Origin of the sequence: Luteibacter sp. CQ10, assembly GCF_040900725.1 — a bacterium.
In the GTDB taxonomy this organism is placed as follows: domain Bacteria; phylum Pseudomonadota; class Gammaproteobacteria; order Xanthomonadales; family Rhodanobacteraceae; genus Luteibacter.
The window spans coordinates 1-24297 of the sequence record NZ_JAEUYM010000001.1 but is presented as its reverse complement, the minus strand read 5'-3'; the positions used below and the strand labels follow the sequence as shown (position 1 = coordinate 24297).

26 protein-coding genes are annotated in these 24297 nt (G+C 68.2%); 20 read left to right on the top strand and 6 right to left on the bottom strand.

Annotation, left to right across the window (positions count from 1 at the left end; all coding sequences use genetic code 11):
* Positions 1–68: 68 nt before the first annotated feature.
* Together JNG39_RS00130 and JNG39_RS00125 are read left to right on the top strand one after the other, a co-directional pair.
* Positions 69–1388, top strand: coding sequence for a hemolysin family protein (locus tag JNG39_RS00130; RefSeq protein ID WP_368308965.1), 1320 nt, complete (start codon positions 69–71; stop codon positions 1386–1388).
* Positions 1389–1447: 59 nt separating this feature from the next.
* Positions 1448–2056, top strand: coding sequence for an exopolysaccharide biosynthesis protein (locus JNG39_RS00125; protein WP_368308963.1), 609 nt, complete (start codon positions 1448–1450; stop codon positions 2054–2056).
* 144 nt (positions 2057–2200) lie between these two features.
* On the opposite strand, the gene JNG39_RS00120 is transcribed toward JNG39_RS00125, so the two are convergent.
* Positions 2201–2965 (bottom strand): RNA methyltransferase, encoded by a 765-nt coding sequence (locus JNG39_RS00120; protein WP_368308962.1) that lies wholly within the window; start codon positions 2963–2965, stop codon positions 2201–2203.
* Between the two features lie 135 nt (positions 2966–3100).
* Between JNG39_RS00120 and JNG39_RS00115 the strand changes: the two genes are divergently transcribed.
* Complete coding sequence (locus JNG39_RS00115) at positions 3101–3910, top strand: inositol monophosphatase (RefSeq protein WP_368308961.1); 810 nt, start codon at positions 3101–3103, stop codon at positions 3908–3910.
* 55 nt (positions 3911–3965) lie between these two features.
* On the opposite strand, the gene hda is transcribed toward JNG39_RS00115, so the two are convergent.
* The 3 genes from hda to JNG39_RS00100 all read right to left on the bottom strand — a co-directional run bounded on the left by hda (position 3966) and on the right by JNG39_RS00100 (position 6896).
* On the bottom strand, positions 3966–4661 hold the full coding sequence (gene hda / locus JNG39_RS00110) for a DnaA regulatory inactivator Hda (protein ID WP_368308960.1): 696 nt from the start codon (positions 4659–4661) through the stop codon (positions 3966–3968).
* Positions 4658–5806: an AI-2E family transporter gene (locus tag JNG39_RS00105; RefSeq protein WP_368308959.1), complete on the bottom strand. Its 1149-nt coding sequence runs from the start codon at positions 5804–5806 to the stop codon at positions 4658–4660. Before JNG39_RS00105 ends, hda begins: the two co-directional genes overlap by 4 nt.
* A 100-nt stretch (positions 5807–5906) precedes the next feature.
* Positions 5907–6896, bottom strand: a complete 990-nt coding sequence (locus JNG39_RS00100; protein ID WP_368308958.1) for a DUF2066 domain-containing protein — start codon at positions 6894–6896, stop codon at positions 5907–5909.
* A gap of 114 nt (positions 6897–7010) precedes the next feature.
* Between JNG39_RS00100 and purM the strand changes: the two genes are divergently transcribed.
* The 5 genes from purM (at position 7011) to JNG39_RS00075 (ending at position 11940) form a co-directional block, all read left to right on the top strand.
* Positions 7011–8048 (top strand): phosphoribosylformylglycinamidine cyclo-ligase, encoded by a 1038-nt coding sequence (gene purM, locus JNG39_RS00095; RefSeq protein WP_368308957.1) that lies wholly within the window; start codon positions 7011–7013, stop codon positions 8046–8048.
* A 10-nt stretch (positions 8049–8058) separates the two neighbouring features.
* On the top strand, positions 8059–8694 hold the full coding sequence (purN, locus tag JNG39_RS00090) for a phosphoribosylglycinamide formyltransferase (RefSeq protein WP_368308956.1): 636 nt from the start codon (positions 8059–8061) through the stop codon (positions 8692–8694).
* 83 nt (positions 8695–8777) lie between these two features.
* A complete protein-coding gene (locus JNG39_RS00085) occupies positions 8778–9479 on the top strand; it encodes a DUF3108 domain-containing protein (protein ID WP_368308955.1) in 702 nt (233 codons plus the stop codon).
* Between the two features lie 119 nt (positions 9480–9598).
* Positions 9599–10090: a lysozyme inhibitor LprI family protein gene (locus JNG39_RS00080; protein WP_368308953.1), complete on the top strand. Its 492-nt coding sequence runs from the start codon at positions 9599–9601 to the stop codon at positions 10088–10090.
* A 71-nt stretch (positions 10091–10161) separates the two neighbouring features.
* Entirely contained in the window at positions 10162–11940 is a 1779-nt protein-coding gene (locus tag JNG39_RS00075) for a peptidoglycan-binding protein (RefSeq protein WP_368308952.1), read from the top strand.
* 74 nt (positions 11941–12014) lie between these two features.
* On the opposite strand, the gene murA is transcribed toward JNG39_RS00075, so the two are convergent.
* Complete coding sequence (gene murA / locus JNG39_RS00070; RefSeq protein ID WP_144914673.1) at positions 12015–13274, bottom strand: UDP-N-acetylglucosamine 1-carboxyvinyltransferase; 1260 nt, start codon at positions 13272–13274, stop codon at positions 12015–12017.
* Between the two features lie 47 nt (positions 13275–13321).
* Positions 13322–13558 (bottom strand): BolA family protein, encoded by a 237-nt coding sequence (locus tag JNG39_RS00065; protein WP_144914675.1) that lies wholly within the window; start codon positions 13556–13558, stop codon positions 13322–13324.
* A gap of 174 nt (positions 13559–13732) precedes the next feature.
* On the opposite strand from JNG39_RS00065, the gene JNG39_RS00060 reads away from it, so the two are divergent.
* From JNG39_RS00060 to ptsP, 12 genes are all read left to right on the top strand, one after another.
* Entirely contained in the window at positions 13733–14749 is a 1017-nt protein-coding gene (locus tag JNG39_RS00060; RefSeq protein WP_247373311.1) for a KpsF/GutQ family sugar-phosphate isomerase, read from the top strand.
* Between the two features lie 42 nt (positions 14750–14791).
* Entirely contained in the window at positions 14792–15340 is a 549-nt protein-coding gene (locus JNG39_RS00055) for a KdsC family phosphatase (RefSeq protein WP_368308951.1), read from the top strand.
* A complete protein-coding gene (gene lptC, locus JNG39_RS00050) occupies positions 15337–15936 on the top strand; it encodes an LPS export ABC transporter periplasmic protein LptC (RefSeq protein WP_144914684.1) in 600 nt (199 codons plus the stop codon). Before JNG39_RS00055 ends, lptC begins: the two co-directional genes overlap by 4 nt.
* Positions 15937–15946: 10 nt before the next feature.
* The gene (lptA, locus tag JNG39_RS00045) at positions 15947–16504 is read left to right on the top strand and encodes a lipopolysaccharide transport periplasmic protein LptA (RefSeq protein WP_186448341.1); all 558 of its coding nucleotides are present in this window, start codon (positions 15947–15949) and stop codon (positions 16502–16504) included.
* Positions 16505–16508: 4 nt separating this feature from the next.
* Positions 16509–17228, top strand: a complete 720-nt coding sequence (gene lptB, locus JNG39_RS00040; protein ID WP_144914689.1) for an LPS export ABC transporter ATP-binding protein — start codon at positions 16509–16511, stop codon at positions 17226–17228.
* Between the two features lie 102 nt (positions 17229–17330).
* Positions 17331–18806: an RNA polymerase factor sigma-54 gene (locus JNG39_RS00035; RefSeq protein WP_368308949.1), complete on the top strand. Its 1476-nt coding sequence runs from the start codon at positions 17331–17333 to the stop codon at positions 18804–18806.
* 123 nt (positions 18807–18929) lie between these two features.
* A complete protein-coding gene (gene raiA / locus JNG39_RS00030) occupies positions 18930–19277 on the top strand; it encodes a ribosome-associated translation inhibitor RaiA (RefSeq protein WP_368308948.1) in 348 nt (115 codons plus the stop codon).
* A gap of 116 nt (positions 19278–19393) precedes the next feature.
* Positions 19394–20344 (top strand): HPr(Ser) kinase/phosphatase, encoded by a 951-nt coding sequence (gene hprK, locus JNG39_RS00025; protein ID WP_256452159.1) that lies wholly within the window; start codon positions 19394–19396, stop codon positions 20342–20344.
* A 4-nt stretch (positions 20345–20348) separates the two neighbouring features.
* A complete protein-coding gene (gene rapZ, locus JNG39_RS00020) occupies positions 20349–21251 on the top strand; it encodes an RNase adapter RapZ (RefSeq protein WP_368308947.1) in 903 nt (300 codons plus the stop codon).
* 40 nt (positions 21252–21291) lie between these two features.
* On the top strand, positions 21292–21684 hold the full coding sequence (locus JNG39_RS00015) for a PTS sugar transporter subunit IIA (RefSeq protein WP_144914703.1): 393 nt from the start codon (positions 21292–21294) through the stop codon (positions 21682–21684).
* A complete protein-coding gene (locus tag JNG39_RS00010) occupies positions 21677–21946 on the top strand; it encodes an HPr family phosphocarrier protein (RefSeq protein ID WP_368308945.1) in 270 nt (89 codons plus the stop codon). The genes JNG39_RS00015 and JNG39_RS00010 overlap by 8 nt, the downstream gene beginning before the upstream one ends.
* 32 nt (positions 21947–21978) lie before the next feature.
* The gene (gene ptsP / locus JNG39_RS00005; protein ID WP_368308944.1) at positions 21979–23736 is read left to right on the top strand and encodes a phosphoenolpyruvate--protein phosphotransferase; all 1758 of its coding nucleotides are present in this window, start codon (positions 21979–21981) and stop codon (positions 23734–23736) included.
* Positions 23737–24297 lie beyond the last annotated feature (561 nt).

Sequence of the window (24297 nt, the reverse complement as noted above, 5' to 3'; positions counted from 1 at the left end):
TATGTTACCGGACCACCCGGATATGCCATACCACCGGCTTCGCATGGGTCTGGTATAAGACCCGGCACATGCTCACCGAACTCCTGCTGGTCCTCGTCCTTTCCCTCGGCAACGGCTTCTTCGCCTTGTCCGAAATGTCCGTGGTGGCCTCGCGCAAGAGCCGCCTGAAACACATGGCCCGCGACAGCCGCCGGGCCCGGATGGCGCTGCAACTTGCCGAATCCCCCGAGCGGTTCCTCTCGACCGTCCAGGTGGGCATGACGCTGATCATCCTGGTCACCGGCGCCGTGGCCGGCGACCAGCTGGGCGAGCACTTCGCCGCGCTGTTCCACGGCGACGGGCCGGCCTGGCTGGAGCCCTACATGCGCGTGCTGGGCTGGCTGGCCGGGTTCCTGCTGATGTCGCTGGTGCAGATCGTGGTGGGCGAACTGGTACCCAAGCGGGCCGCGCTGACGGCCCCCGAACGCATCGCCTGCCAGATCGCCGTGCCGATGCTGGTGGTCTCCCGGATCACCCTGCCCCTGGTCTGGCTGCTCAACCACGTTTCCACCGCCATCCTGCGGGTGATGCGCCTGCACCGGAGGGGCAACTCGGCGGCCACCGAAGAAGAAATCCGCCTGCTGGTGGCCGAGAGCGCCGAGCAGGGCATCCTCGACAGCGACGAACGCAACATGGTCAACCGCGTGCTGCGCCTGGGTGACCGCACCGTCGGCTCGGTGATGACGCCGCGCAAGAAGATCGCCTGGCTCGACGTGGCCGCGCCGCGCGAGGAAAACCTCGAGGTGTTCCGCGCCACGCCGTTTTCCCGTTACCCCGTCTACCGTCGCGACGAAAGCGAGGTGGTCGGCACGGTCGAGGTCAAGTCGTTGATCCGGTCGTTCGAAGGCGGCGGCGAGATCGACCTCTTCGCCCACGTGGGCCGCCCCCTCTTCGTGCCCGCGACGGCACGCGCGCTCGACCTGCTGGAAGCCTTCCGCGACGCCGATACCCAGCTCGCCCTGGCCGTGGACGAGTATGGCGACATCGAAGGCCTGGTCACCCTCAACGACCTGCTTTCGGCCGTGGTCGGCGCCACGGCGCCGGCCGCCGACGACGCCAGCCACGGCGGTCCCATCGTCCGCCGCGACGACGGCAGCTGGCTGATCGACGGCGCCCTGCCCGCCGACGACCTGCGGGAACTGCTCCAGCTCGATCGCCTGCCGAACGAGGAAGAGCACGATTTCCGCACCGTGGCGGGCATGGTCACCACGCAGTTCGGCTACATCCCCCAGGCCAGCGAATCCTTCGAGTGGCAGGGTTACCGGTTCGAGGTGGTGGACATGGACGGGGCGCGCATCGACAAGGTGCTGGTGAGCGCGGTGTCCGTGAAGCCTGAAGCCGACCACTGAGGCATGGCCCATCGCCGGCGTTCAATGGTCATTCAACGCATCTTGGCGAGAGTCACCCCATGACCTCCCATGAACCGCGCGAAGACAAGACCGCCGCCCTCCTTCGCGCCGCCGCCCTCGCCGCGCCCGGCGAGCGGATCACGGTCGACGAACTGCTCGAACCCCTCAAGCGCCGTGCCTTCGGCTTCCTGCTGCTACTGCTGGCGATCCCCAACTTCATCCCCGTGCCGCTGGGCATCGGCGGCGTCATGGGCGTGCTGGTGGTGGCGCTGGGGCTGGAGATGCTGGTGGGCCTGGAACACCCGTGGGTGCCCGGCTTCCTGAAACGGCGCACCCTGTCGCGCGATGGCCTGCTCCGTTTCCTCGATCGCATCGAACCGATGACGCGACGCCTGGAGAGGGTCTGCAAGCCTCGCCTGCAACGCCTTACGCGCAGCCCTTTCACCTTCGTTTCCGGCGGGATCATGATCCTCATCGGTCTCCTGCTCGCGCTGCCGATTCCCTTCACCAACTACGTGTTCGGCGCGATGCTCATCGTGTTCGCCTTCGCGCTGGTGGAGCGTGACGGCGGCCTGCTCATTGCCGTATGGGCGACGACGTTGGCGATAGTGGCCGCCTCGGCCACGTTCAGTCATGCGCTGCTGCGGTTTTTCCGCGACCTCATGTAGTCGCGAAAACCGGATTCATCGCGCTGGGTTCCAGGGTGCATAGGAACGACGAGCCGCAAGATTCACCGTTGCGCGCAAAAAGACCTCTCGTCGTTCCTGCGCGCGCAGGAACCCAGCGCCGTGCACCCGAGCAGGCGACAGCGCCTAATCGCGCTTCTTCGCCAACCCGGCCATCCGCTGCGCGTCCGCGAAAATCCCATGCAGGATGCGCAACTCCCGAACCTCCGGCCGCGCCCGCAGGAACAGCTTGCGCAACTTCAGCATGATCGTCGTCGGCGAACGCCCCTTGTGGAACTCGATGTCGTCGAGCGTCTCGCCCAGATGGGTGAAGAACCGTTCGAGCTGTTCCGCATCGGCGGGAACTTCGTCCGGATCGGCCTCGACGACCGCGGGTTTCGCCTCGGCGCCGAGCAGGGCGATGCGCAGCTCGTAAGCCACCACCTGCACGGCCTGCGAGAGATTGAGCGAGCTGAAGTCGTCGACGCTGGGGATGCGCACCATCGCATGGCAACGCGACAGCTCGTCGTTCTCCAGGCCCGTGCGCTCGTTGCCGAATACCAGCGCCACCTGTTCGCCACGTCGCGCGGCGGCGATGGCCTGCGCGGCACCCTCGCGCGGATCGAGCTCGGGCAGGTTCACGCCGCGACGGCGCGCGGAGAGGCCCAGGGCGAAGGTGGTGCCGGCCAGGCCCGATACGAGGTCGTCGTGGATCGCCGCCTGGCCCAGCACGTCGTCGGCCCCGGCGGCCAGCGCCGTGGCCTCGGGATCCGGGAAGCGATGCGGCGCCACGAGCGTGAGGCGGTCGAAGCCCATGGTGCGGATCGCCCGCGCGGCCGAGCCGATGTTGCCCGAATGGGAGGTGCGGACGAGGACGAAACGAAGACGGTCGTGAAGCTCGGAAAGGGCCATGCGCATGCCGGTTGGACGTGACGACCGGAAAGTCTACACCGGCACGGGCTTTGGCCTCCTTGCCGCCCGGTGGTAAACTCCCCGGCCGACGCGGCTTTCGACCGCTTCCCACGTTCTTTTGCCAAGCCGATCCCCATGCCAAGACCCGCCGTCAACGTCGCGGCGCGCGCCGCGCGCTCCGCAGGAAACATCATCCTGCGCTACATGAACCGCATCGAGGGCCTCTCGGTCGTCGAGAAGCAGCGGATGGACTTCGCCTCCGAGGTCGATCGCCTCGCCGAAGCGGAAATCATCAAGGAGCTGCGCCGGGCCTACCCCACCCATGCCATCCTCGGCGAGGAGTCGGGCCAGACCGGCAAGGGTCCGCTCATGTGGGTCATCGATCCGCTCGACGGCACGCATAACTACCTGCGCGGCATCCCCCACTTCTGCGTCTCCATCGCCCTGGTCGAAAAGGGCGAGCCGGTGTACGGCGTGGTGTTCGATCCGCTGCGCGACGAGCTGTTCACCGCCAGCAAGGGCGACGGCGCCTACCTCAACGACCGCCGCATCCGCGTCGGCAAGCGCGACAACCTCACCGGTGCCCTGCTCGCCACGGGTTACCCCTACCGCGTGCGCAACCACCTCGAATCGCAATTGGCGATGACCCAGGCCCTGCTCCAGGAAGCCGAGGATATCCGCCGCATGGGTTCGGCCGCGCTCGATCTCGCCTACGTGGCCGCGGGCCGCCTCGACGGCTATTTCGAACCGGGCCTGGGCCTGTGGGACATCGCCGCCGGCGCCCTCCTGGTGCGTGAGGCGGGCGGCGTCTACAACGATTTCTCCGGCCGCGAAGGCCTGCCCGAGAGCGGCAACCTCATCGCCGCCAACCACAAGGTGGCGGCCGCGATGACGGAAGTGATCGGGGCCAACGCCACGCCGCGCCTGTTGGGCGTTTCGGCCTGATAGGTTGGGAGTCGACGTGGGTGCGGACCCTGTCCGCTCCCACCCGGCTGACCCATCACTCTTTCAGCAGCGACCTCAGGAACGGCACCGTCACCCGCCGCTGCGCCGCCAACGACGCGCGGTCGAGCGTGTCGAGCAAGTCGAGCAAGGCGCCCAGGTCGCGCGCATGGTGCGCGAAGAGCCAGTCGAGCACCGTGTCGTCCAGCTCGATGCCCCGCCCCGCCGCCTGCTCGCGCAGCACCTGCCGGCGCTGTTCGTCACCCAGCGGCTTCAGCACCGCCTGGGTCAGCGACCCCAGGCGCGACCGCAGGTCGGGCAAGGCGATGCCCAGGGTGGCCGGCGCGGCGGTCGCGGCGAACAGCAGCGTGCAGCCCTCCGCGCGGTAACGGTTGAAGGTGTCGAACAGCGCATGCTCGGCATCGGCCTCGCCCGCCACCGAATCCAGGTCGTCGATCGCCAGCACGTCGCTGCCCGCCATGCCGCGAATGGCATCGGCGCGCGAGCCGCGAAGGCCGGCCAACGGCAGGTATTGCGCGGTGCGCCCATCATCGATGGCCGCCTGGCAGGCGGCGATAAGCAGGTGGGTACGTCCGCTGCCCAGCGGGCCCGCCACGAACACCCAGGGTGCCGAGGCGCTCCCCGCCGCCGCCCGCAACGCCTCCACCGCCGCGGCGTTTTCGCCGGCGTGAAAGTGTTCGAAGCGCTGCCGTCGTGGCCAGCGCAACGCGAGCGGAAGCTGCGGGCTCGTCATGGTGCGGCGTCACCCGGGCCCGAGGGCTTCACCGCGACGTCGACCTGCACGTCCACGTCGAGCCGCTCCGTCTCCGCTCGCGGCGCGGGCTCCATGTAGAGGTCGCTCTCGCGATAGCGGGCGAACACGTAGCGCAACAGCACCACCACGACCGAGGCCGCCGGCAGGGCGAGCAATACGCCGAGGAAACCGAACAGATGGCCGCCGGCGAGCACGGCGAAGATCACCGCCACCGGATGAAGGCCGATCTTGCCGCCGACCAGGCGCGGCACCAGCACGTAGCCTTCGAGCAGCTGGCCGATGGTGAACACCACCACCACGAGGATCACGTGCATCCAGTCGCCGTACTGCACAAGCGCGGCGATCAGCGCGGCCACGAAACCGATGATGAAGCCGAGATAGGGCACGAAGCTCAGCAGGCCGGCGATCATGCCGATCAACGGTCCGATGGAGATGCCGATGAGGGTCAGGCCCAGGCCGTAGAACACGCCCAGCGCCAGCATCACCAGCAGCTGACCACGCACGAAGGCGCCGAGCACCTGGTCCGATTCGCGCGACAGACGCACCACCGTGGGCTCGATGGAACGCGGCAGCAGGCGCTGGATGTGCGCGATCATCGTGTCCCAGTCGCGCAGGAGGTAGAACGCCACCACCGGAATCAGCACGGCATTGGTCATCCACGTGATGATGCCCATGCCCGACTGCGTGACCTTGGCCACCGTGCGCGCGGCGATGGTGCCGATGGAACCGATGTGCTCGCGGATGGTGGCCAGCACGCGGTCGGTGTCGAACGTGCCCGGGTCCAGGTGAAGCCGTTGCTGCACCCACGGCAGCGCGGTGCCACGCACCCAGTCCACGTAGTGCGGCAGGTTCTCGGAGAGGTTTTCCACCTGGTGGCTGATCAACGGCACGAGCAGGAGCAGCACGCCGATGAAGATCACCGCGATCACGGTGAACACGATGCTGACCGCCCAGGTGCGACCCATGCCCAGGCGTTGCAGGCGATCGGCCAGCGGATCGCCGAGATAGGCCAGCATCCCCGCGAGCGCGAACGGCATGAGTACCGGCGCGAGCAGCCAGATCACGAAGACGATGACGGCGGTGAGACCCAGCATCTGCCAGCGGCGCGAATTGTCGTGAGTCATGCGGTTCCGTTAGTCAGCCAGGGAGCGGTCCGCCACGATCCGGTGACGGAAGATGCTGCGATTGTCGCGGAAGTACCCCCGATCCAGCCAATCCGCCGTATCAGGGCACCCAGCGCACGGCGAGGTCCGCGCCCGGATGCGCGTCGGCCACCAGGACATGGCCGCCGGTGGCGTAGGCCGCCACGAGACGGGCCAGCGGCGCGCCGGCGGCGACGCTGAACAGCACGCCGTCGGGGCTCGCTTCCAGCGGCGCCACCGACTTGATGGCCGGATCGTTCTGGAACGTGGTGAGCAGGCCGGCATAGTCGGCCGCCGAGCGCAGGCCCGTGACCCAGACCTTGCCGCTGGTGCTGCCGCTCTGGGCCGCCGCGAACTGGCGGTCGAGCTTGTCGGCCATCGCGTTGGCGCCGTTGGCGAGCAAGGCCGCGCGGGCTTCGCCGCTGTCCTTCCAGTCGCTCTGCTGACCGGCCGAGACGAGCGTCCAGTCGATGCCACCGTCGGCGCCGAGTTTGCCGACCAGCACGGTGCCGGTGTTGTACTGGCGGGCGATCGAGGCCAGCACGGCGGGGCTGCCCTTGGCCACGGCATCGGCATCGACGCCGTCGCCCGCACGCGGAGTGACCACGGCATAGCCGCGCCCGTCCGCTGCCTGGGCCAGCGGGGCGAGATCCTGGGCACCGAGCAGCTTGCCCGACGCGTCGCGCGCCACCACCAGCACCGGCGGACGGGGCGCCGCCACCGCGGCATCGCCCACCGCCAGCACGCGCCGGATGGCGCCGGGGTCGAAGGTGACGTCCAGGCTCAGCGGCGCGCCGTTGGCGCCGCCCGTGCGCGCATACTGGTACTGCTGCACCAGGCCGCCGGGCTGTTTCATGGCGTCGGCGTAACCGGGCTTGCCGCGGGGGTCCGCGCCGTTGCTGGCCCGTGCCAGCACCTGCGTGAGGGCGGTGGCGAAGGCCTGGTCGCGCACCGCCGCGCTGGTGTCGGTCACCGGCACCGTGACCGTGTACATCGCGGTCTGCGCCAGGGCGGACCCCGCGAAGGCGAGCGCGGCGAGCATCAGGAAGGCGAGGAAACGGACTGGGCGCATGGCGGGCACATCGCTCTATGAAGGCGACAGAGTCTGCCCAAACCGTGCCATGGCGTCCATCGAGAGGTTGTGAGCCTGCTATCATGCGCGGTTTCCAACGTGCCGGAACCGTCCATGTCCACCGACCAGGGCTCCCTCACCTACCGCGACGCGGGCGTCGACATCGATGCCGGCAACGCGCTCGTCGAGCGCATCAAGCCGATGGTCAAGCGGACCTTCCGCCCCGAGGTCATGGGTGGGCTGGGCGGCTTCGGCGGCCTGTTCGACCTTTCCGGCCGGTACAGGGAGCCCGTGCTGGTCTCCGGCACCGACGGCGTGGGCACCAAGCTCAAACTCGCCCAGCAGCTGGGCCGCCACGACACCATCGGCATCGACCTGGTCGGCATGTGCGTCAACGACGTGCTCGTGCAGGGCGCCGAACCGCTGTTCTTCCTCGACTACTTCGCCACCGGCAAGCTCGACGTCGAGACCGCCGCCTCGGTGGTCTCGGGCATCGCCCGTGGCTGTGAACTGGCCGGCTGCGCCCTCATCGGCGGCGAAACGGCCGAGATGCCCGACATGTACCCGCCGGGCGAATACGACCTCGCCGGCTTCACCGTGGGCGCGGTCGAAAAGTCCGCGATGAACGACGGCTCGGCCATCGTCGAAGGCGACGTCATCCTCGGCATCGATTCCTCCGGTCCGCATTCCAACGGCTACTCGCTGGTGCGCCGCATCCTCGAGCGGGCCGGTTCGCCGCTCGACGGCGACGTGGGCGGCGTGAAACTCGTCGACGCCCTGATGGCGCCGACCACCATCTACGTCAAGCCCATCCTCGACCTGCTGTCGAAGGTGAAGGTGCACGGCATGGCGCACATCACCGGCGGCGGTCTGAAGGAAAACATCATCCGCGTGGTGCCCGACGGCCTCGGCCTGTCGATCGACGCCTCGTCGTGGGAACTGCCGCCCGTGTTCCAGTGGCTGCAGCGCGAAGGCAACGTCGCCCGCGAGGAAATGTGGCGCACCTTCAACTGCGGCATCGGCTTCACCGTGCTGATCGCGGCCGACCAGGTCGACGCGACGCAGGCCGTGCTGAACGGCCACGGTCTCGCCTCGCGCGTGATCGGCAAGGTCGTCGCCGCCAGCGGCGACGAGCGCGTCCACATCGCCTGAGTCGCCCGTCGTGGATCGTCCGCTTCGTGTCGCCGTGCTCGCTTCCGGGCGCGGCAGCAACCTCGGCGCGCTCATCGCGGCGCGCCTGCCGGTCGAATTCGTGCTGGTCGGCAGCGACAAGGCAACCGCCGGCGCGCTCGCCCTCGCCGCCGAGGCCGGCATTCCCACGGTCAGCCTGAGCCCGCGCGACTACGCCGACCGCGTGTCGTTCGATCGCGCCCTGTTCGGCCGCGTGGCCGAGGCACGCCCCGACCTGCTCGTGCTGGCCGGCTACATGCGCATCATCGATGCCACCGTGATCGCCGACTGGGAAGGCCGCGCGATCAACATCCACCCGTCGTTGCTGCCGAAGTACCGCGGCCTGCATACGCATCGCCATTGCCTGGAGGCGGGGGATGCCGAGCATGGGGCCAGCGTGCATTTCGTCACGGCCGAGCTCGACGGTGGGCCGGTGGTGGCACAGGCACGGATCGCCGTGCGACCGGACGACACCGAGGCCTCGCTGGCCGAACGGTTGCTGGTCGAGGAGCACAGGCTGCTGCCGGCGGTAGTGGGGGCGATCGCGTCCGGGCGGCTGCGCTGGGATGGCGCGGCGATACTCGACGGCGCCTTGCTGTCGGCTCCGCTGTCCGTGGCGGACCTCTGACTTCATCGCTCCGTACTTCGCCGAGCCGCCGTACCGCCCGGAGCCTTCGGGATCGTTCAGCCGCCGGGTTTAAACTCGGCGACATGACCAAGCCAACCCTCCTCCGCGCCGGCCTCGCCTTGGCCCTCGCCCTGCCCGTCGCCGCGTTCGCCGCGGACGTGCCGCAGTCCTTCACCGCCACCTATCACGTGTTGCAGGGTGGAAGCCCCCTGGGCGACGCCACGCTGACGCTGAAGCCGGCGGCCCACGGCCAGTTCGAATACGTCAACCATACGCAAGGCACCTCGGGCCTCGCCGCGGCGCTCGGCGCCAGCGTGTCGGAAACCTCGACCTTCACCTGGTCGGGCAAGGTGCCGCAGGCGATCTCTTACCGTTATGAACTCGCGTCGGCGTTGAAGCCGAAGAGCCGCGCGCTCACCGTGCAGGGCAACACCGTGCAGGTGCAGGACAACAAGAAGTCGTACAGCTACGCGGCCGTGCCCGGCATGGTCGAGCGCAACACCCTGCCCCTCGCCCTGGGCGTCGCGCTCCGCGGCGGCGCGCAGCAGGTGAACCTGCCGGTGGCGGTCAAGCAGCAGGTGGAGAATCAACAGTTCAAGGTGGCCGGCAAGGAGAAGGTCACCGTCCCGGCCGGGTCCTTCGACGCCGTGCGCGTGGAGCGCGCGGACGAGGCGAAGGGCTTCAGTGCCTGGTACGTGCCCACGAAGTACCCCGTTCCGGTCAAGCTCGCGCAGAGCGACGGCGGCGATCTCACCCTCGAGCTGGTGAAGTTCGAGGGCAAATGACCCGATGGAGCCCGCCCGCGTGGCGGGCTCCGCATTTTCGGCACGCCGCTTCCCGAAAGGGGTTGCCCGTCACCGTGAGTGGGGTACCTTCCCGGATCAGTGCCCTTAAGGAAGAAGACATGTCCCTCAAACACGCCGCAGCCACCCTCCTCCTCGCCTGCGCCACGGCGGGCGTTGCACACGCCGCCGGGCCCGACACCGTCAACGGCGTTGCGATCATGCCGGGGGTGGAACGGCTCTCCTACGTGTCCGACGCGTATTACGGCGTCCGCCCGGCCTTCAAGGCCTGCGTGGATGGCACCAAAGGCCGCATCGCCGACCAGGGCGATTGCGCGGACGACGAATTCACCTACCAGGACGGCCGGCTCAACAAGGCCTATAAAGCCCTGATGGCGCAACTGGCGACGGACAAGCAGGCGGCGACCGGCGCCCAGGCTGCGCAGCGCGCCTGGCTGGCCTTCATGCAGAAAGACTGCGCCGCGCGCGCACCGCGCTTCGGGTCCGACGCGGCACCCGCCACCGAATCGATCTGCCGGATGGAAACCACCGCGCAGCGGGCCCAGCAACTGGAAGACTGGCTCATGTCGCTCGCCAAGCGCGGCAAGGGCTGACACCGTAAGCCATGGCGGTCGAATCCATGGCGTGGTCCCCTGGGGGCCATTCGTGACCACAGGAGTTACACATGAGCGATCAACGCTTTTCGGGCGGCGACAACCTCACGCCCGGTTCCATGGAGTACTACGCCCACCGGGCGATGATGAGCAACGAACTGTCCGGCGGTAACGGCGCCTACCGGATCAGCAATGCGGGGCTGGCGTCCAGCGGCCCGAGCTTCGGGCCGTTCCAGTACGACGTCGGCACCAATGCCCGCGGCCGCGAGCTGCTCGAGGACATCGCGGGTGCCGCGCGCGGTGCCGACGGCCGTCCGCTGCTCAGCGCCACGGACATCCAGCAGGTGCGGGACCACCTCTATAAGCCGTTCAATCAATTCACGCCCCAGGATCGCGAGGCGTACGAGCGGCTGAAACCCAAGCTCGATGCCGCGCTCGGTTCCGCGCAGGGCGTGGCGGCGGTCAACGCCGATTACGTCCCGCAGCTGGAAGCCAAGGTCAGGCACGTGAACGACGTGGTGGCCGGCATCCCCAACGCCCAGAACAAGGCGTTCGTCGACGGCAGCCCGCTCGCGAAGATGATCGTCCTCGACACCGCCAACCAGTACGGCGGCAAGGTCAACGACGGCCTCAAGGAGTTCATGGGCAAGACCAAGGACGACCCGGCCATGTCCATGCCGGGCCGCAAGCCGGCTTCCACCATCAAGGTGGAAGGCGACTTCGGGCTGGAGGACATGATCCGCTACAAGCTCGAGACCCAGTACGGCCAGACCGACGCCGGCGCGAAGGACGTGCTTCGCCGCGTCTCCAACCTCGTGGACGCGGTCGGCGTCGACACCGTCAAGGCCTCGCTCTCGGACGAAGACCGCACGTTCCTCGAGACGGGTCTGAAGGACTACCTGAAAGAGCACGGACGCGATCCGAAGATCCTCGACGCGAAGGAGCTGCGCGCGCTCAACGAACTCGCCGGCCGCTCGGTGGACCACGCGTCACCGGCGCATGCGCGGACGGCGACGCCCCAGGTCCTCCACGAAGGCAGTTCCGGTCGCGACGTCACCCAACTGCAGCACGACCTCGCGGGCCTCGGCATGGCCGCCGGCGCGCAGGCGGGACACTACGACGCCACCACCAAGGCGGCGGTGGAAGACTTCCAGCGCACCCATGGGCTGACGCAGGACGGCAAAGCTGGCCCGAAGACGCAGGAAGCGCTGAAGAACGAGATCGGCATGACACAGAAGGAACTGGCCGACATGGGCTACAAGGGCAACGGTAAACCGCTCGTCGCCGACGGGGCCTACGGCCCGGCGACCGCGGATGCGCTGAGGGCCTTCCAACGGGAACACGGCATGCCCGAGTCGGGCGTGGCGGACGAGGCGACCCGTTCGGCGGTGCACGCGGCGGCGCAGACGCACGCCCCGGCGCGTCCGTCCCAGCCCTCGCCCCGCCTGGATTCGCCCGACCATCCGGGCAACGGGCTCTACAAGGAAGCGCTGTCGCATGTCCACGACATCGACGCCCGGCTCGGCCGCACCCCGGACGAACACAGCGCGAACCTGGCCGGCGGCCTGGCGGTGCAAGCCCGTGCCGACGGGCTTCAACGCATCGACACCGTCGCCCTGAGCGACGACGGCAGTCGCCTGTGGGCGGTCGAACAGCCGCCCGGTCGGACGGACCACCTGTTCGACAAGCAGACCAGCGTCCCCACGTCCATGGCCAACGTGCCGCTGGAACAGAGTTCGCAACAATGGCCTCAGGCCGAGGAACAGGCCCAGGCCCGCGCCGCCGTCCAGACCCAGACCCAGACTCCATCGCCACAGCAGCAACCACCGCAGGTGCCGCTGTCGCCCTAGGGAGCTCAGGTCGCATAACGAAAAAACCCGCCGGTCATCGGCGGGTTTTTTCGTTACCGGGTTATCGCGACGCGTTACCCGGGCAGACGACGGATCCGCGCACCGAGCACACCGAGCTTCTCCTCGATGTTCTCGTAGCCGCGATCGATGTGATACACGCGATCGACCGTGGTATCGCCCTCGGCCACCAGGCCCGCCAGCACCAGGCACGCCGACGCGCGCAGGTCGGTCGCCATGATCGGCGCCCCGCTCATCTTCGGCACGCCGGTAATGATCGCCGTATTGCCTTCCAGGCGGATGTCCGCGCCCAGGCGCTGCAGTTCCAACGCGTGCATGAAGCGGTTTTCGAACACCGTCTCGGTGATGACGCCCACGCCCTCGGCCACGCAGTTGAGCGCGGTGAACTGCGCCTGCATGTCGGTGGGGAACGCGGGGTACGGCGCGGTGACCAGGTTCACGGCCTTCGGCCGGCGCCCCTGCATGTCGAGTTCGATCCAGTCCTTGCCGGTGCTGATGTGCGCACCGGCCTCCTCGAGCTTCTGCAGCACCGCGTCGAGCGTGTCGGCGCGCGCGCCGCGCGCACGCACCTTGCCGCCGGTCATCGCCGCACCGACGAGGAAGGTGCCGGTTTCGATGCGGTCGGGCAGCACTTCGTAGTGTGCGCCGTGCAGGCGCTCGACACCCTCGACGATGAGCGTCGAGGTGCCCACGCCGTCGATCTTCGCGCCCATCGCCATGAGGCAATGCGCGAGGTCGACCACCTCGGGCTCCTGCGCCGCGTTCTCGATGATCGTGGTGCCTTCGGCCAGCGTGGCGGCCATGAGGATGTTTTCGGTGCCCGTGACGGTGACCATGTCCATCACGATGCGCGCACCCTTCAGCCGGCCGGAGCGCGCCTTGATGAAGCCGTTCTCCACGGTGATCTCGGCACCCAGCGCCTGCAGGCCGCGGATGTGCTGGTCGACGGGACGCGAGCCGATGGCGCAACCGCCCGGCAGCGACACCTCGGCCTTGCCGTAGCGCGCCACCAGCGGCCCGAGCACCAGGATCGACGCGCGCATGGTGCGCACCAGTTCGTACGGCGCCACGCAGGAATTCTCCGGGCGCGGGTCGATATGCATCTTCATGCGGTCGTCGAGCACCACGCTCACGCCCATGCGGCCGAGCAACTCGATGAAGGTGGTGACGTCGTGCAGGTGCGGCACGTTGCCGATGCTGACCGGTTCGTCGGCGAGCAGGCAGGACGCGAGGATCGGCAGCACGGCGTTCTTGGCGCCGGAAATGCCCACCTCGCCGTGGAGCGGCTGGCCGCCGCTGATGAGGATCTTGGCCATGGAGGGTGATGCCTTCGAAAGGAAAACGAGGGGAAAGCGGCGGCGCGTCAGCGGCCGGCGGCTTCTTCCGGGGTGAGGGTCTTCAGGCCCAGGGCGTGGATGGCGCCGCCCATGAGGTCGCCGAGGGTCGCGTAGACGAGGCGGTGGCGGGCGAGCGGCAGCTTGCCGGCGAACTGCTCGGAAACGACTTCGGCTTCGAAATGGACGCCGTCGTCGCCTTGCACGTTCACCCGGGCGCCGGGCAGGCCGGCTTCGATCAATGCCTGGATGCGGGCAGCGTCCATGGATTCTCCGATAAGGGGGGGGGTCGCCGCGGCCGGGAGGTTCCGAAACGGAGCCTGAATCGCCGGTCGATGGCAGCGACGATAAAATGAGAATATGTAATGGTAATGGAAATCCGGTGTCGCAGAAATGGACATCCCGGGTTCACTGCCCCGACCCCGGACTCACGAGGCCGCATGAACGCCCGCACCGCTCCGCACGCCGCCGACCCTATCCTCGTGAACGCCGACACCGTCGTCCATAGCGCCCGCACAGTCATCGCGACCGAAGCCGCCGCCATCCGCGCGCTCGAACAGCGCGTCGACGCGAACTTCGTCCAGGCCTGCCAGATGATCCTCGCCTGCAAGGGCCGCGTGGTGGTGTCCGGCATGGGCAAATCCGGTCATATCGCCCGCAAGATCGCCGCGACCCTCGCCTCCACCGGCACGCCGTCGTTCTTCGTGCATCCGGGCGAGGCCAGCCATGGCGACCTGGGCATGATCCAGCCCGACGACATCCTGTTGGCCATCTCCTACTCGGGCGAAACCGACGAACTGCTGTTCATCCTGCCCGCCGTGAAACGGCAGGGCATCGCGCTGATCTCGATCACCGGCAACCCGAAGTCGTCGCTGGCCAAGCAGGCCGAGGTGAACCTCGACGCCAACGTGGCCTGCGAAGCCTGCCCCCACGGGCTGGCGCCCACGGCCAGCACCACGGCCGCGCTGGTCATGGGCGACGCCCTGGCCGTGGCCCTGCTCGACGCGCGCGGCTTCACGCCCGACGACTTCGCCCGCTCGCATCCGGCCGGAAGCCTGGGCCGCCGCCTGCTGCTGCGCATTGCCGACGTGATGCACGCCGGCGACGACGTGCCCCGCGTGCCGCTGACGGCCTCGCTCAGCGAGGCGCTGGTGGAAATGACCCGCAAGCGCCTGGGCATGACCGCCGTGGTCGACGGCGACGGCCGGCTCCTGGGCGTGTTCACCGACGGCGACCTGCGCCGCGCGCTCGACGACGACGGCATCGACCTCCGTGGCGCCACCGTGGCCAGCCTGATGACCCGCGGCCCGAAGACCATCGGCTCGGACAAGCTGGCCGGCGAGGCCGCCCAGCTCATGGAGAAGCACGGCATCAGTGCCCTGCTGGTCACCGACGGCGACGACCGCGTGGTGGGCGCCCTGAACATCCACGACCTGCTGCGCGCCCGCGTGGTCTGACCGGCCTTCCCCGCCCGGCCCTCCGCCCCCAGATCCGTCCCCATGGCCTATACGCACTATTCCGACCTCTCCGCCGACGTCCTCGAGCGCGCCGCCCGCGTGCGCGTGGTGGTGTTCGACGTGGACGGCACCCTCACCGACGGTCGCCTGTGGTACGCCGAGGACGGTCGCGAGACCAAGGTCTTCCACGTGCACGACGGCCTCGGCCTGAAACGCCTCCAGGAAAACGGCGTCAAGGTCGCGATCATCACCGCGCGCATCAGCCACCCGGTGTCGCTGCGAGCCGAAGAACTCGGCATCCAGCACGTCTACCAGGGCCAGAAGGACAAACGCGCCTGCCTGACCGAACTCGTCGACGCCCTGCGCCTCACGCCCGAGCAGGCCGCCTTCGTCGGCGACGACCTGCCCGACCTGCCCGCCATGGGCATCTGCGGCCTGGCCGTGGCCGTGGCCAATGCCCATCCCTGGGTCGCCGAACGCGCGCACTGGCGCACCCGCCTGTCCGGCGGCTTCGGTGCCGCGCGCGAGGTGGCCGACGCGATCCTCGCCGCCCAGGGCAAGGCCGAGGCCGAGCGGGACCGCTGGCTGTGAGCGTGTTCAACCTGTTCCGCGACCGCAGCGCCACGAGCGTTGCCGGCGCCCTCGCCGCCGCCCTGGGTGTCAGCGTGCTGCTCTATTACTGGGTCGCTCCCGAGAAGAAAGTCCAGGATTTCGTCGGCCCGCCGCGCTCCGGCTACGTGCTCACCAACTTCCACCTCGACTCCTTCAACGAGGACGGCAAGCTCGCCTTCGTGCTGATCGCGCCACACCTGGAACGGCGCGAAGGCGACGATTCGCTTTACATCAACTCCCCCGATTTCGTGCTGCCCTCCGTCAAGGACCCCACCAGCCCGCCGTGGAAGGGCCACTCCCAATACGGCTGGGTGAACAAGGACGGCAGCCTGCTGAAGCTGCAGGGCAAGGTGCACATGGACCGCGTCGCCTTCCTGACCAACCCGCCCGCCAGCATCGATACCTCCGAGGTCACCGCGTGGCCGAAGGAAAACCGCCTGGAAACCGCCGAGGCGGCGCGTATCGTTCAGGGAACCTCTACAATGGATGGCGTCGGCATGCGCGCCAACCTCGATTCCAAGCACCTGGAGCTCCTCGATGCAGTCCACACCGTCTACCAGCCGCGCAAGCGCTAAGGCTCTCCTCGTGGCGCTCGGCGTGGGGCTCCTGGCGAGCGTGCCCGCGATCGCCAAGCAGTCCGATCGCAACGAGCAGATCCACGTCGACTCCACCTCCTTCGACGGCACGCAGCAGCAGCCGAACGGCAAGGAGCCCGGCAAGGTCATCTGGACCGGCAACGTGGTGCTCACCCAGGGCACGATGAAAGTCACCGGCAACAAGGCCACCGGTTACCTCGACGGCGACAACCAGCTCACCCGCGTCATCGTCGAAGGAAACGCCCACATCCAGCAGCAGGACGAACAGAACCTGTGGATGCGCGGAAACGCCGACACCATCGACTACAAGGCCGACCAGGATTTCGCCGTACTCACCGGGCATGCCCACGTCGAAAAGGAAGTCGATCCGGCCGACCGCAAGAAGCTCAACCAGAGCAACGGCGACAAGCTCACCTACAACACGGCCAACAGCACGATGACCGGCGAGAGCAACGGCTCCGCCCCCGTGCACATGATCTTCCAGCCGAAACAACAGCAACCCGCCGCCGCGCCGGCCGCGCCTGCCGCCCAACCGAAGAAGCCCTGACACGATGCTTTCAGCCCAAGGCCTGCAGAAGCGCTTCCGCGCGCGCCAGGTGGTTCGCGATTTCGCCTTTTCCATCCGCGAAGGTGAGGTGGTGGGCCTGCTCGGCCCGAACGGCGCCGGCAAGACCACCTGCTTCTACATGGTGGTGGGCCTGATCCAGGCCGACGGCGGCTCGATCAAGCTCGACCAGCAGGACATCACCGGCCTGCCCATGCATGCCCGCGCCAAGCTCGGCATCGGCTACCTGCCGCAGGAGGCCTCGGTGTTCCGCCGCCTCAGCGTCGCCGACAACATCCTCGCCGTGCTCGAGCTGCGCGAAGGCATGACGCAAAAGCAACGCGAGGACGAACTGGAAAGCCTGCTCGACGAGCTGAAGATCACCCACATCGCCGAGCAGAAAGGCATCAGCCTGTCCGGCGGCGAGCGCCGCCGCGTGGAAATCGCCCGCGCCCTGGCGGCACGCCCGCGCTACATGCTGCTGGACGAGCCCTTCGCCGGCGTCGATCCGATCTCCGTCGGCGAGATCCAGCGCATCGTCCGCCACCTGAAGGAGCGCGGCATCGGCGTGCTGATCACCGACCACAACGTGCGCGAGACGCTGGGCATCTGCGATCGGGCCTACATCCTCAACGACGGCGTGGTGCTGTCCCGGGGCACGCCGCAGCACATCCTCGCCGACGAAAAGGTGCGCGAGGTGTATCTGGGCCGTGAATTCCGCATCTGACGTCACGGAATTGCCCCGTCGCCCGGCCTGAGCCGGGTGGGACGGTGGTAGGGTCGGCCCGGTAGGGGGTAGGATGGATTCGGTATCCCGAGCAACAACGGCATGAAACCCGGACTTCAGTTTCGCCTCAACCAGCAGCTGACGCTGACGCCGCAACTCCAGCAGGCCATCCGCCTGCTCCAGTTGTCGCAGCTCGAGCTCGAAGCGGAACTCCGCCAGATCGCGGAAGGCAATCCGCTGCTCGAGTTCGCCGAAGATGCCGAGTCCGAGGCGGAATCCGAGACCGAAGCCTTCGACGCGCCGGAATTCCCGCTGCGCAACGAAACGCCGGCCAAGGCCTCGAAAGAAGAAGACAACGCCACCGCCCCGGCCGAAGATCTCACCCCCGACTGGGACGACGATCGCTTCCAGGGCGAGGCGGGCGACTACGGCGGAGCGTCGTCGCGCGGCGCCGGCGGCGACGACGATGGCCTCGAACCCCAGAACGCCGCGCCGGAAAGCCTCCAGCAGCACCTGGAGTGGCAGCTCAATCTCTCGCAGTTCTCGCCGCGCGATCATGCCATCGCCATGGCGATCATCCATGCGCTCGACGAAGACGGTTACCTGCGCGACGGCGTCGAAGCCGTGGCCTCGGCCCTGCCCGCCGAACTGGGCGCGAGCGGTGAAGCCATCGAGTCCGTACGCCAGCGCGTCCAGCGCTTCGATCCCACCGGCATCGCCAGTCTCGACCTGCGCGATTGCCTCGCCTGCCAGCTTTCGCAGTTCTCTCCCGATACGCCGCACCGGGCGCTGGCCTTGCGCGTGGTCAACGACGAACTCGAATTGCTCGCGCGCAACGACATCGCCCGCATCGCGCGCAAGCTGAAGGCCGCCGAAGACGAGGTCGCCGCCGCCGCGGCGCTCATCCGCACCCTCGACCCTCGCCCGGGCGCCGCGCTCGACGCCACGCCCGTGGAGTACGTCGCGCCCGACGTCTACGCCCGGCGCGAGAACGGCCGCTGGAAGGTGAGCCTCAATCCCGACGCGCAGCCCCGCCTGGGCCTCAACCAGCACTATTGCAGCCTCATCGCCCGTGCGCGCGGCGACGATGCCACCTGGATGAAAGGCCAGCTCCAGGAAGCCCGCTGGCTGCTGAAGAGCCTGCAATCGCGCGCGGAAACGCTCACCAAGGTCGCCGAGGCCATCGTCCGCCGGCAGAGCGCGTTCCTCGATTACGGCCCCGAAGCCATGCACCCGCTGGTCTTGCGCGAAGTGGCCGAGGAGGTGGGCATGCACGAATCCACGATCTCCCGCGTGACCACGCGCAAGTACATGCACACGCCGCGCGGCACGTTCGAGCTCAAGCATTTCTTCTCCAGCGGCGTCGCCACGGAAGACGGCGGCAGCGCGTCGGCCACGGCCATCCAGGCCATGCTGCGCAAGCTCATCGGCGCCGAGGACGCGCGCCGGCCGCTGTCCGACCAGGCCCTCGCGGAGGAGCTTCATCGACGCGGTATTCAGGTCGCCCGCCGTACGGTGGCCAAGTATCGAGAGGCACTGCGCATCCCCAGTTCGAGCGAGCGCGTACGCGCCGGTTGAACGGGCTCCCGGGAACCCCCACGGAGGTCATAGGTCTCATCGGAATGCTTTGAAGGACGCGGCATCCCCGCCGCATCCGCTCTCGCCGCCCCACGGCGGCACCCTCAGCAAGAAGGAGGCGTCATGCAAATCCAGGTCAGCGGCCAGCACATCCAGATCACCCCCGCCCTGCGCGAGCGCGTGGAACAGCAAATCGGCCGCTTCGAACGCCTTTTCGACAACATCACCGCCCTCGACGTCGTGCTCAGCGTCGACAAGGCCGAGCACAAGGCCGGCGGCACCCTGCACTGTTCCGGCACCCGCCTCCACGCCGAGGGCCACGCCCGGCTCGAGGACGGCGCCCTCGGCGACCGCATGTACGCGGCCATCGACGAAATGGTCTCCAAGCTCGCCGACCAGTTGAAGAAGCACAAGGAAAAGCTCAAGGACCACCATAACGCCGAGGTCCGCGAGGCCCGCGCCGCGACCTGACCCGGCTTTCCGGTCCGCCCCGGCCCTCCCGGGCGGACCGATTCCATGCTTGATGGCACAATACCCACTCAGCCGGTGCCCTGCGCCGGCTTCGTTTTCCTCATTGGGACCATCGCGTGGACCGGCTGACCGCCAGACAACTCTTCGACGGCGTGCACGAGCGCATGGCGCTGCGCTGGGTCGCGGGCATGCGCGGCGAGGCGCGCGTGCTCGAAACCAACGCCAAACAGAGCCGCCGCCCGTCGCTGGTGGGCTACCTCAACGTGATCTACCCCAACAAGGTGCAGATCATCGGCACCGAGGAACTCAACTTCCTCGACGGCCTCGACTCGCGCCAGCGCTGGGAGGCCATCCACAAGATCGCCGCCTACCAGCCGGTGGCGCTCATCGTCACCAAGGAGCAGTCGATTCCCGCCGACCTGCGCGAGGTGGCCGAGGAAACCGACACCCCGCTATGGCAGAGCACCAAGCGCGGGCATGAACTGCTCACCTACCTGCAGTACCACCTGGCGCGCACGCTCGCGCCGCGGGTCACCCTGCACGGCGTGTTCCTTGAGGTGTTCTCGATCGGCGTGCTCATCACCGGCGAGCCGGGCTCGGGCAAGAGCGAACTGGCGCTGGAACTGATCAGCCGCGGCCACCGCCTCGTGGCAGACGACGCCACCGAGTTCACGTTGATCGCGCCCGACGTCATCGACGGCGCCTGCCCCGAGCTGCTGCAGGATCTGCTGGAAGTGCGCGGCCTGGGCGTGCTCAACATCCGCGAGATGTTCGGCCACACCGCGGTGAAACCGTCCAAGTACCTTCGCCTGGTGATCCACCTCAAGCCGCTGCGCGACGGCGAGGAAACCGATGCCATGACCCGCCTCACCGGCGACGTGAGCCGCCGCGACGTACTCGGCGTCGACGTCCCCAAGATCACCATCCCCGTCGCCCCCGGCCGCAACCTCGCGGTGCTGGTGGAGGCCGCGGTGCGCAGCCACGTGCTCAAGAGCAAGGGCATCGACCCGGCGCAGACCTTCATCGACCGGCAGGCGCACCAGATGCGCCGCTTCTCCCCCTGGTGACGCCATGATCGAAGAAACCACAGCGGCACCGTCCATCGTCGATCCCGACGCCATCCACCTCGTGGTGCTGACCGGCATGTCCGGCGGCGGCAAGACGGTGGCGCTGCGCGCGCTGGAAGACCTCGAGTTCTACTGCGTCGACAACATGCCCGCCGAGCTCATCCAGCAGCTCGTGGCCGCGGTGAGCCAGGGCGAGCATCGCCCGCGCCGGCGCATCGCGGTCGGCGTGGACATTCGCAACCGCCGCACCGACCTCGAGCGCATGCCGCACGTGCTGTCGGAGCTGTCCGCCGCCGGCGTGCACGTGCACCTGATCTTCCTCGACAGCCGCGACGACGTGCTGATCAAGCGCTACTCGGAAACCCGCCGGCGCCATCCGCTGGCCGCCGAGCGCCTGTCGCTGGCCGACTCCATCGCCGAGGAGCGCCGCCTGCTGCGCCCGCTGGTGTCCATCGCCGAGAAGGTGATCGACTCCAGCGACCTCAACGTGCACCAGCTGCGCCGCCTGTTCGCCACGGGCTACGCCGCCGCCAGCGACGGCACCACCCTGCTCTTCGAGTCCTTCGCCTACCGCCGGGGGCTCCCGCCGGACGCCGACTTCGTCTTCGACGCCCGCTGCCTGCCCAACCCGCACTGGGATCCCCGCCTGCGGCCGTTCTCGGGCAAGGATCTCCCGGTGCGCGAATTCCTCGACGCCAATCCGCTGGTGAACGAATACTATGAGGACGTCGCCCGCTGGCTCGACACCTGGTTGCCGCGCTTCGAGGGCGAAGACCGCAGCTACGTCACCGTGTCGATCGGCTGTACCGGCGGGCGCCATCGTTCGGTCTACCTCGTCGAACGGCTGGCCCGGCATTTCCGCTCCGAACGCGGCAACGTACTGACTTTCCATCGCGAACTGGAGTGACTCCCATGACCCATCCCCAGCCGACACGGAGCACCGGGCGATGAGCGTCGGCGTCCTCCTCATGACCCACGAAGCCGTGGGCAAGGCGCTGGTCTCGGCCGCGCGCCACGTGATGCCCAAGCTGCCGCTCACGGTCGATGCCGTCGAAGTGCCGCCCAACGCCGACCCTGACGTCATGCGCGGCCTCACCGCCAAGCACGCGCGCGACCTCGACACGGGCGACGGCGTGCTGGTGCTGGCCGATCTCTACGGCGCCACTCCCTGCAACATCGGCCTGTCGCTGGCCGAGCTCGGGGTGCACCTGCGCTGCGTGTCGGGGCTGAACCTGCCCATGCTGCTGCGCGTCCTCAACTACTCGGAAAAATCGCTGCCCGAACTAGCCGAAATCGCGGCCACCGGCGGGCGCGGAGGGATCTTCATCGACCATGCTTGAGCAGGACATCACGGTAACCAACCGGCTCGGGCTGCATGCCCGCGCTTCGGCCAAGCTGGTGCAGCTGGTGGCCGGTTTCAAATCCACGGTGCACCTGATCAGCAAGGGTCGCGAGGTGAATGCCCAGAGCATCATGGGCGTGATGATGCTGGCCGCGGGGCTCGGTACGCCGCTCACCGTCCGCGCCGAAGGCGCCGACGAGGAAGCGGCGCTCGCCGCCGTGATCAAGCTGTTCAACGACAAGTTCGACGAAGGCTCCTGACCGATGCGCCATCACCGCCACGCGAGGCCCTCATGAGATACCTGCTGACCGGCACGCCGGCCGCCCGGGGCATGGCCCTGGGGCGCGCGCGCCTGGTCCAGCCGAGCATCTACGCGGTGGACACGCGCATGCTCGAAGACGCCGAGATCGGTCCCGAGATCGATCGCCTGCACAAGGCCATCGACACCGCCCGCACCGAGCTGCACGAATTGCGGGGCAAGCTGCACGGCGCGCTCGCCCGTGAGGTGGGCGACTTCATCGACGCGCACAGCCTGCTGCTCGACGACGAAGAACTGCTTCGCGGCCTCGACGAGTTCGTGTCGGTCGGCCACTACACCGCCAGCGCGGCCCTGAAGATGCAGCGCGATCGCCTCGCCGCCGTCTTCGACGCGATGAACGACCCTTACCTCAAGAGCCGCGGCGAAGACATCGACCAGGTGATCGGACGCGTCATGTCGGCCCTGCAGCAGCAGTCCAGCCGCGAGGAACGCAAGCTCGCCTCGCGCGTGGGCGAGATCGTGGTCAGCGACACCGTCGCGCCCGCCGAGATGGCGAGCATGGCGGGGCAAGGCATGCTCGGCGTGATCGCCAGTGCGGGCAGCGTCTATTCGCACAGCGCCATCCTCGCGCGCAGCTTCAACCTGCCGATGCTGGTGGGCACGAAAGACGCCCTCGCCACCATCAACGACGACGACCTCGTGCTGATCGACGCCGAGCACGGCGAAGTGATCGTGCATCCCACGGCGCAGGACCTCGCCCGCTACCGCCAGTGGCAGCGCCAGGCCGCCGCCGAAGGCCGGCGCCTCGCCGCCCTCGCCTCCGCGCGCACGCTCACGCGCGACGGCGCGCACATCCGCCTGTACGCCAATGCCGAACTCCCCGGCGACGTCACGCTGGCGCGCGCGCGCGGCGCGGACGGCGTGGGCCTGTACCGTTCCGAATTCCTGTTCCTGCGCCAACGCGGCCTGCCTTCGGAAGAAGAGCAGTTCGTGGCCTACCGCGACCTCGTGCTCGGCATGGGTGGCCTGCCGGTCACCATCCGCACGCTCGACCTCGGCGCCGACAAGGCCGACGCGGCCGGCTTGGCACTCCGCGGCGAAGACAACCCGGCGCTGGGCGTGCGCGGCATCCGCCTGTCGCTGCGCTACCCGGACATCTTCAGCGTGCAGTTGCGCGCGATCCTGCGTGCCGCCTGCTACGGTCCCGTGCGTGTGCTCGTGCCGATGATCACCCACGTCGGCGAGTTGATCCAGGTGCGCAGGCTGGTGAAGCAGGCGCGCGAGACGCTCGCGGCGCAAGGCCAGGAGCTGCCCGAGCGTATCGACATCGGCGCCATGATCGAGGTCCCCGCCGCCGCCATCGGCATCGGCCCCATCCTCGAAAAGGCCGACTTCCTCGCCATCGGCACGAACGATCTCGCCCAGTACGTGCTGGCCGCCGACCGTAACAACGACGCGCTCGACGGTATCTACGACCCGCTGCAACCCGCGTTCCTGCGCCTCATCGCGCACGTCATCGCCGCCGCGCGCCGCGCGAGAAAGCCGGTGAGCCTGTGCGGCGAAATCGCCGGCGACCCGCAATTCAGCGCCCTCCTCCTCGCCATGGGCCTGGAGGAATTCAGCATGCATCCGAGCCAGTTGTTGCTGGTACGCGATCGCCTGGCCTCGCTCGATTGCGCGGCCCTGCGCCGTGCGGCGCCGCGGTTGTTCCGCTCCGCCACGCGTGACGACGTGGAAGCGCGGCTGCTGGAGGTGGTGGCGTTGCAGGATGGGTGTGCCGGCGCGGCGTGATGCCGCGCTTTCAGGTCGGTGTCGTTCACCAACGTCAGCGATACGGAATTTGGCGCCGCCGGGTTACTTGCATCGTGAATGAGACGCAGGCTCGGCCTATCGCTCGCAAAGGCCGATGTCGCGGTCAACCACGCGCCCATCATCGACGCGCCAAGCCTCATATATCTCATGCCGTGATCTCTCTCGATTCGATGCGCCTTGAATGGCGCGATCAAACTAGAGTTTCTCAGCTGGGAGAGACATGGAAGCATTCTGAAAAATCCTCGCGAGTTTCTCGAATGCAGCTCGCATCACGATCAAGGACTACAGACAACTTCGCATTGATTTGCTAGCTTCGTCTTCGTTGCCCGCGCTGTGTTTCGAATGCGCTGCGCAGGCAACCATCGCTCGATGCGGTGAGAAGCGCGGGCCAAGGGTGCTGGAACACCACGAGGCCCGCTGACCCAACCAACTTAAGTGGAGTTGATTCGGCTATGTCGAAGTTTAAGGCATTACCCCGCTTGCCGCTTCCCCGCGGCGACACCCTCAACGGTTACCGGGCCGTCTGGCGTTCTTCCAGAC

Bases quoted from the DNA above. Each gene is read 5' to 3' on its own strand.
- JNG39_RS00130 (WP_368308965.1), top strand. From the start codon at position 69: ATGCTCACCGAACTCCTGCTGGTCCTCGTCCTTTCCCTCGGCAACGGC.
- JNG39_RS00125 (WP_368308963.1), top strand. From the start codon at position 1,448: ATGACCTCCCATGAACCGCGCGAAGACAAGACCGCCGCCCTCCTTCGC.
- JNG39_RS00120 (WP_368308962.1), bottom strand. From the start codon at position 2,965: ATGGCCCTTTCCGAGCTTCACGACCGTCTTCGTTTCGTCCTCGTCCGC.
- JNG39_RS00115 (WP_368308961.1), top strand. From the start codon at position 3,101: ATGCCAAGACCCGCCGTCAACGTCGCGGCGCGCGCCGCGCGCTCCGCA.
- hda (WP_368308960.1), bottom strand. From the start codon at position 4,661: ATGACGAGCCCGCAGCTTCCGCTCGCGTTGCGCTGGCCACGACGGCAG.
- JNG39_RS00105 (WP_368308959.1), bottom strand. From the start codon at position 5,806: ATGACTCACGACAATTCGCGCCGCTGGCAGATGCTGGGTCTCACCGCC.
- JNG39_RS00100 (WP_368308958.1), bottom strand. From the start codon at position 6,896: ATGCGCCCAGTCCGTTTCCTCGCCTTCCTGATGCTCGCCGCGCTCGCC.
- purM (WP_368308957.1), top strand. From the start codon at position 7,011: ATGTCCACCGACCAGGGCTCCCTCACCTACCGCGACGCGGGCGTCGAC.
- JNG39_RS00085 (WP_368308955.1), top strand. From the start codon at position 8,778: ATGACCAAGCCAACCCTCCTCCGCGCCGGCCTCGCCTTGGCCCTCGCC.
- JNG39_RS00080 (WP_368308953.1), top strand. From the start codon at position 9,599: ATGTCCCTCAAACACGCCGCAGCCACCCTCCTCCTCGCCTGCGCCACG.
- JNG39_RS00075 (WP_368308952.1), top strand. From the start codon at position 10,162: ATGAGCGATCAACGCTTTTCGGGCGGCGACAACCTCACGCCCGGTTCC.
- murA (WP_144914673.1), bottom strand. From the start codon at position 13,274: ATGGCCAAGATCCTCATCAGCGGCGGCCAGCCGCTCCACGGCGAGGTG.
- JNG39_RS00065 (WP_144914675.1), bottom strand. From the start codon at position 13,558: ATGGACGCTGCCCGCATCCAGGCATTGATCGAAGCCGGCCTGCCCGGC.
- JNG39_RS00060 (WP_247373311.1), top strand. From the start codon at position 13,733: ATGAACGCCCGCACCGCTCCGCACGCCGCCGACCCTATCCTCGTGAAC.
- JNG39_RS00055 (WP_368308951.1), top strand. From the start codon at position 14,792: ATGGCCTATACGCACTATTCCGACCTCTCCGCCGACGTCCTCGAGCGC.
- lptB (WP_144914689.1), top strand. From the start codon at position 16,509: ATGCTTTCAGCCCAAGGCCTGCAGAAGCGCTTCCGCGCGCGCCAGGTG.
- JNG39_RS00035 (WP_368308949.1), top strand. From the start codon at position 17,331: ATGAAACCCGGACTTCAGTTTCGCCTCAACCAGCAGCTGACGCTGACG.
- raiA (WP_368308948.1), top strand. From the start codon at position 18,930: ATGCAAATCCAGGTCAGCGGCCAGCACATCCAGATCACCCCCGCCCTG.
- rapZ (WP_368308947.1), top strand. From the start codon at position 20,349: ATGATCGAAGAAACCACAGCGGCACCGTCCATCGTCGATCCCGACGCC.
- JNG39_RS00015 (WP_144914703.1), top strand. From the start codon at position 21,292: ATGAGCGTCGGCGTCCTCCTCATGACCCACGAAGCCGTGGGCAAGGCG.
- JNG39_RS00010 (WP_368308945.1), top strand. From the start codon at position 21,677: ATGCTTGAGCAGGACATCACGGTAACCAACCGGCTCGGGCTGCATGCC.
- ptsP (WP_368308944.1), top strand. From the start codon at position 21,979: ATGAGATACCTGCTGACCGGCACGCCGGCCGCCCGGGGCATGGCCCTG.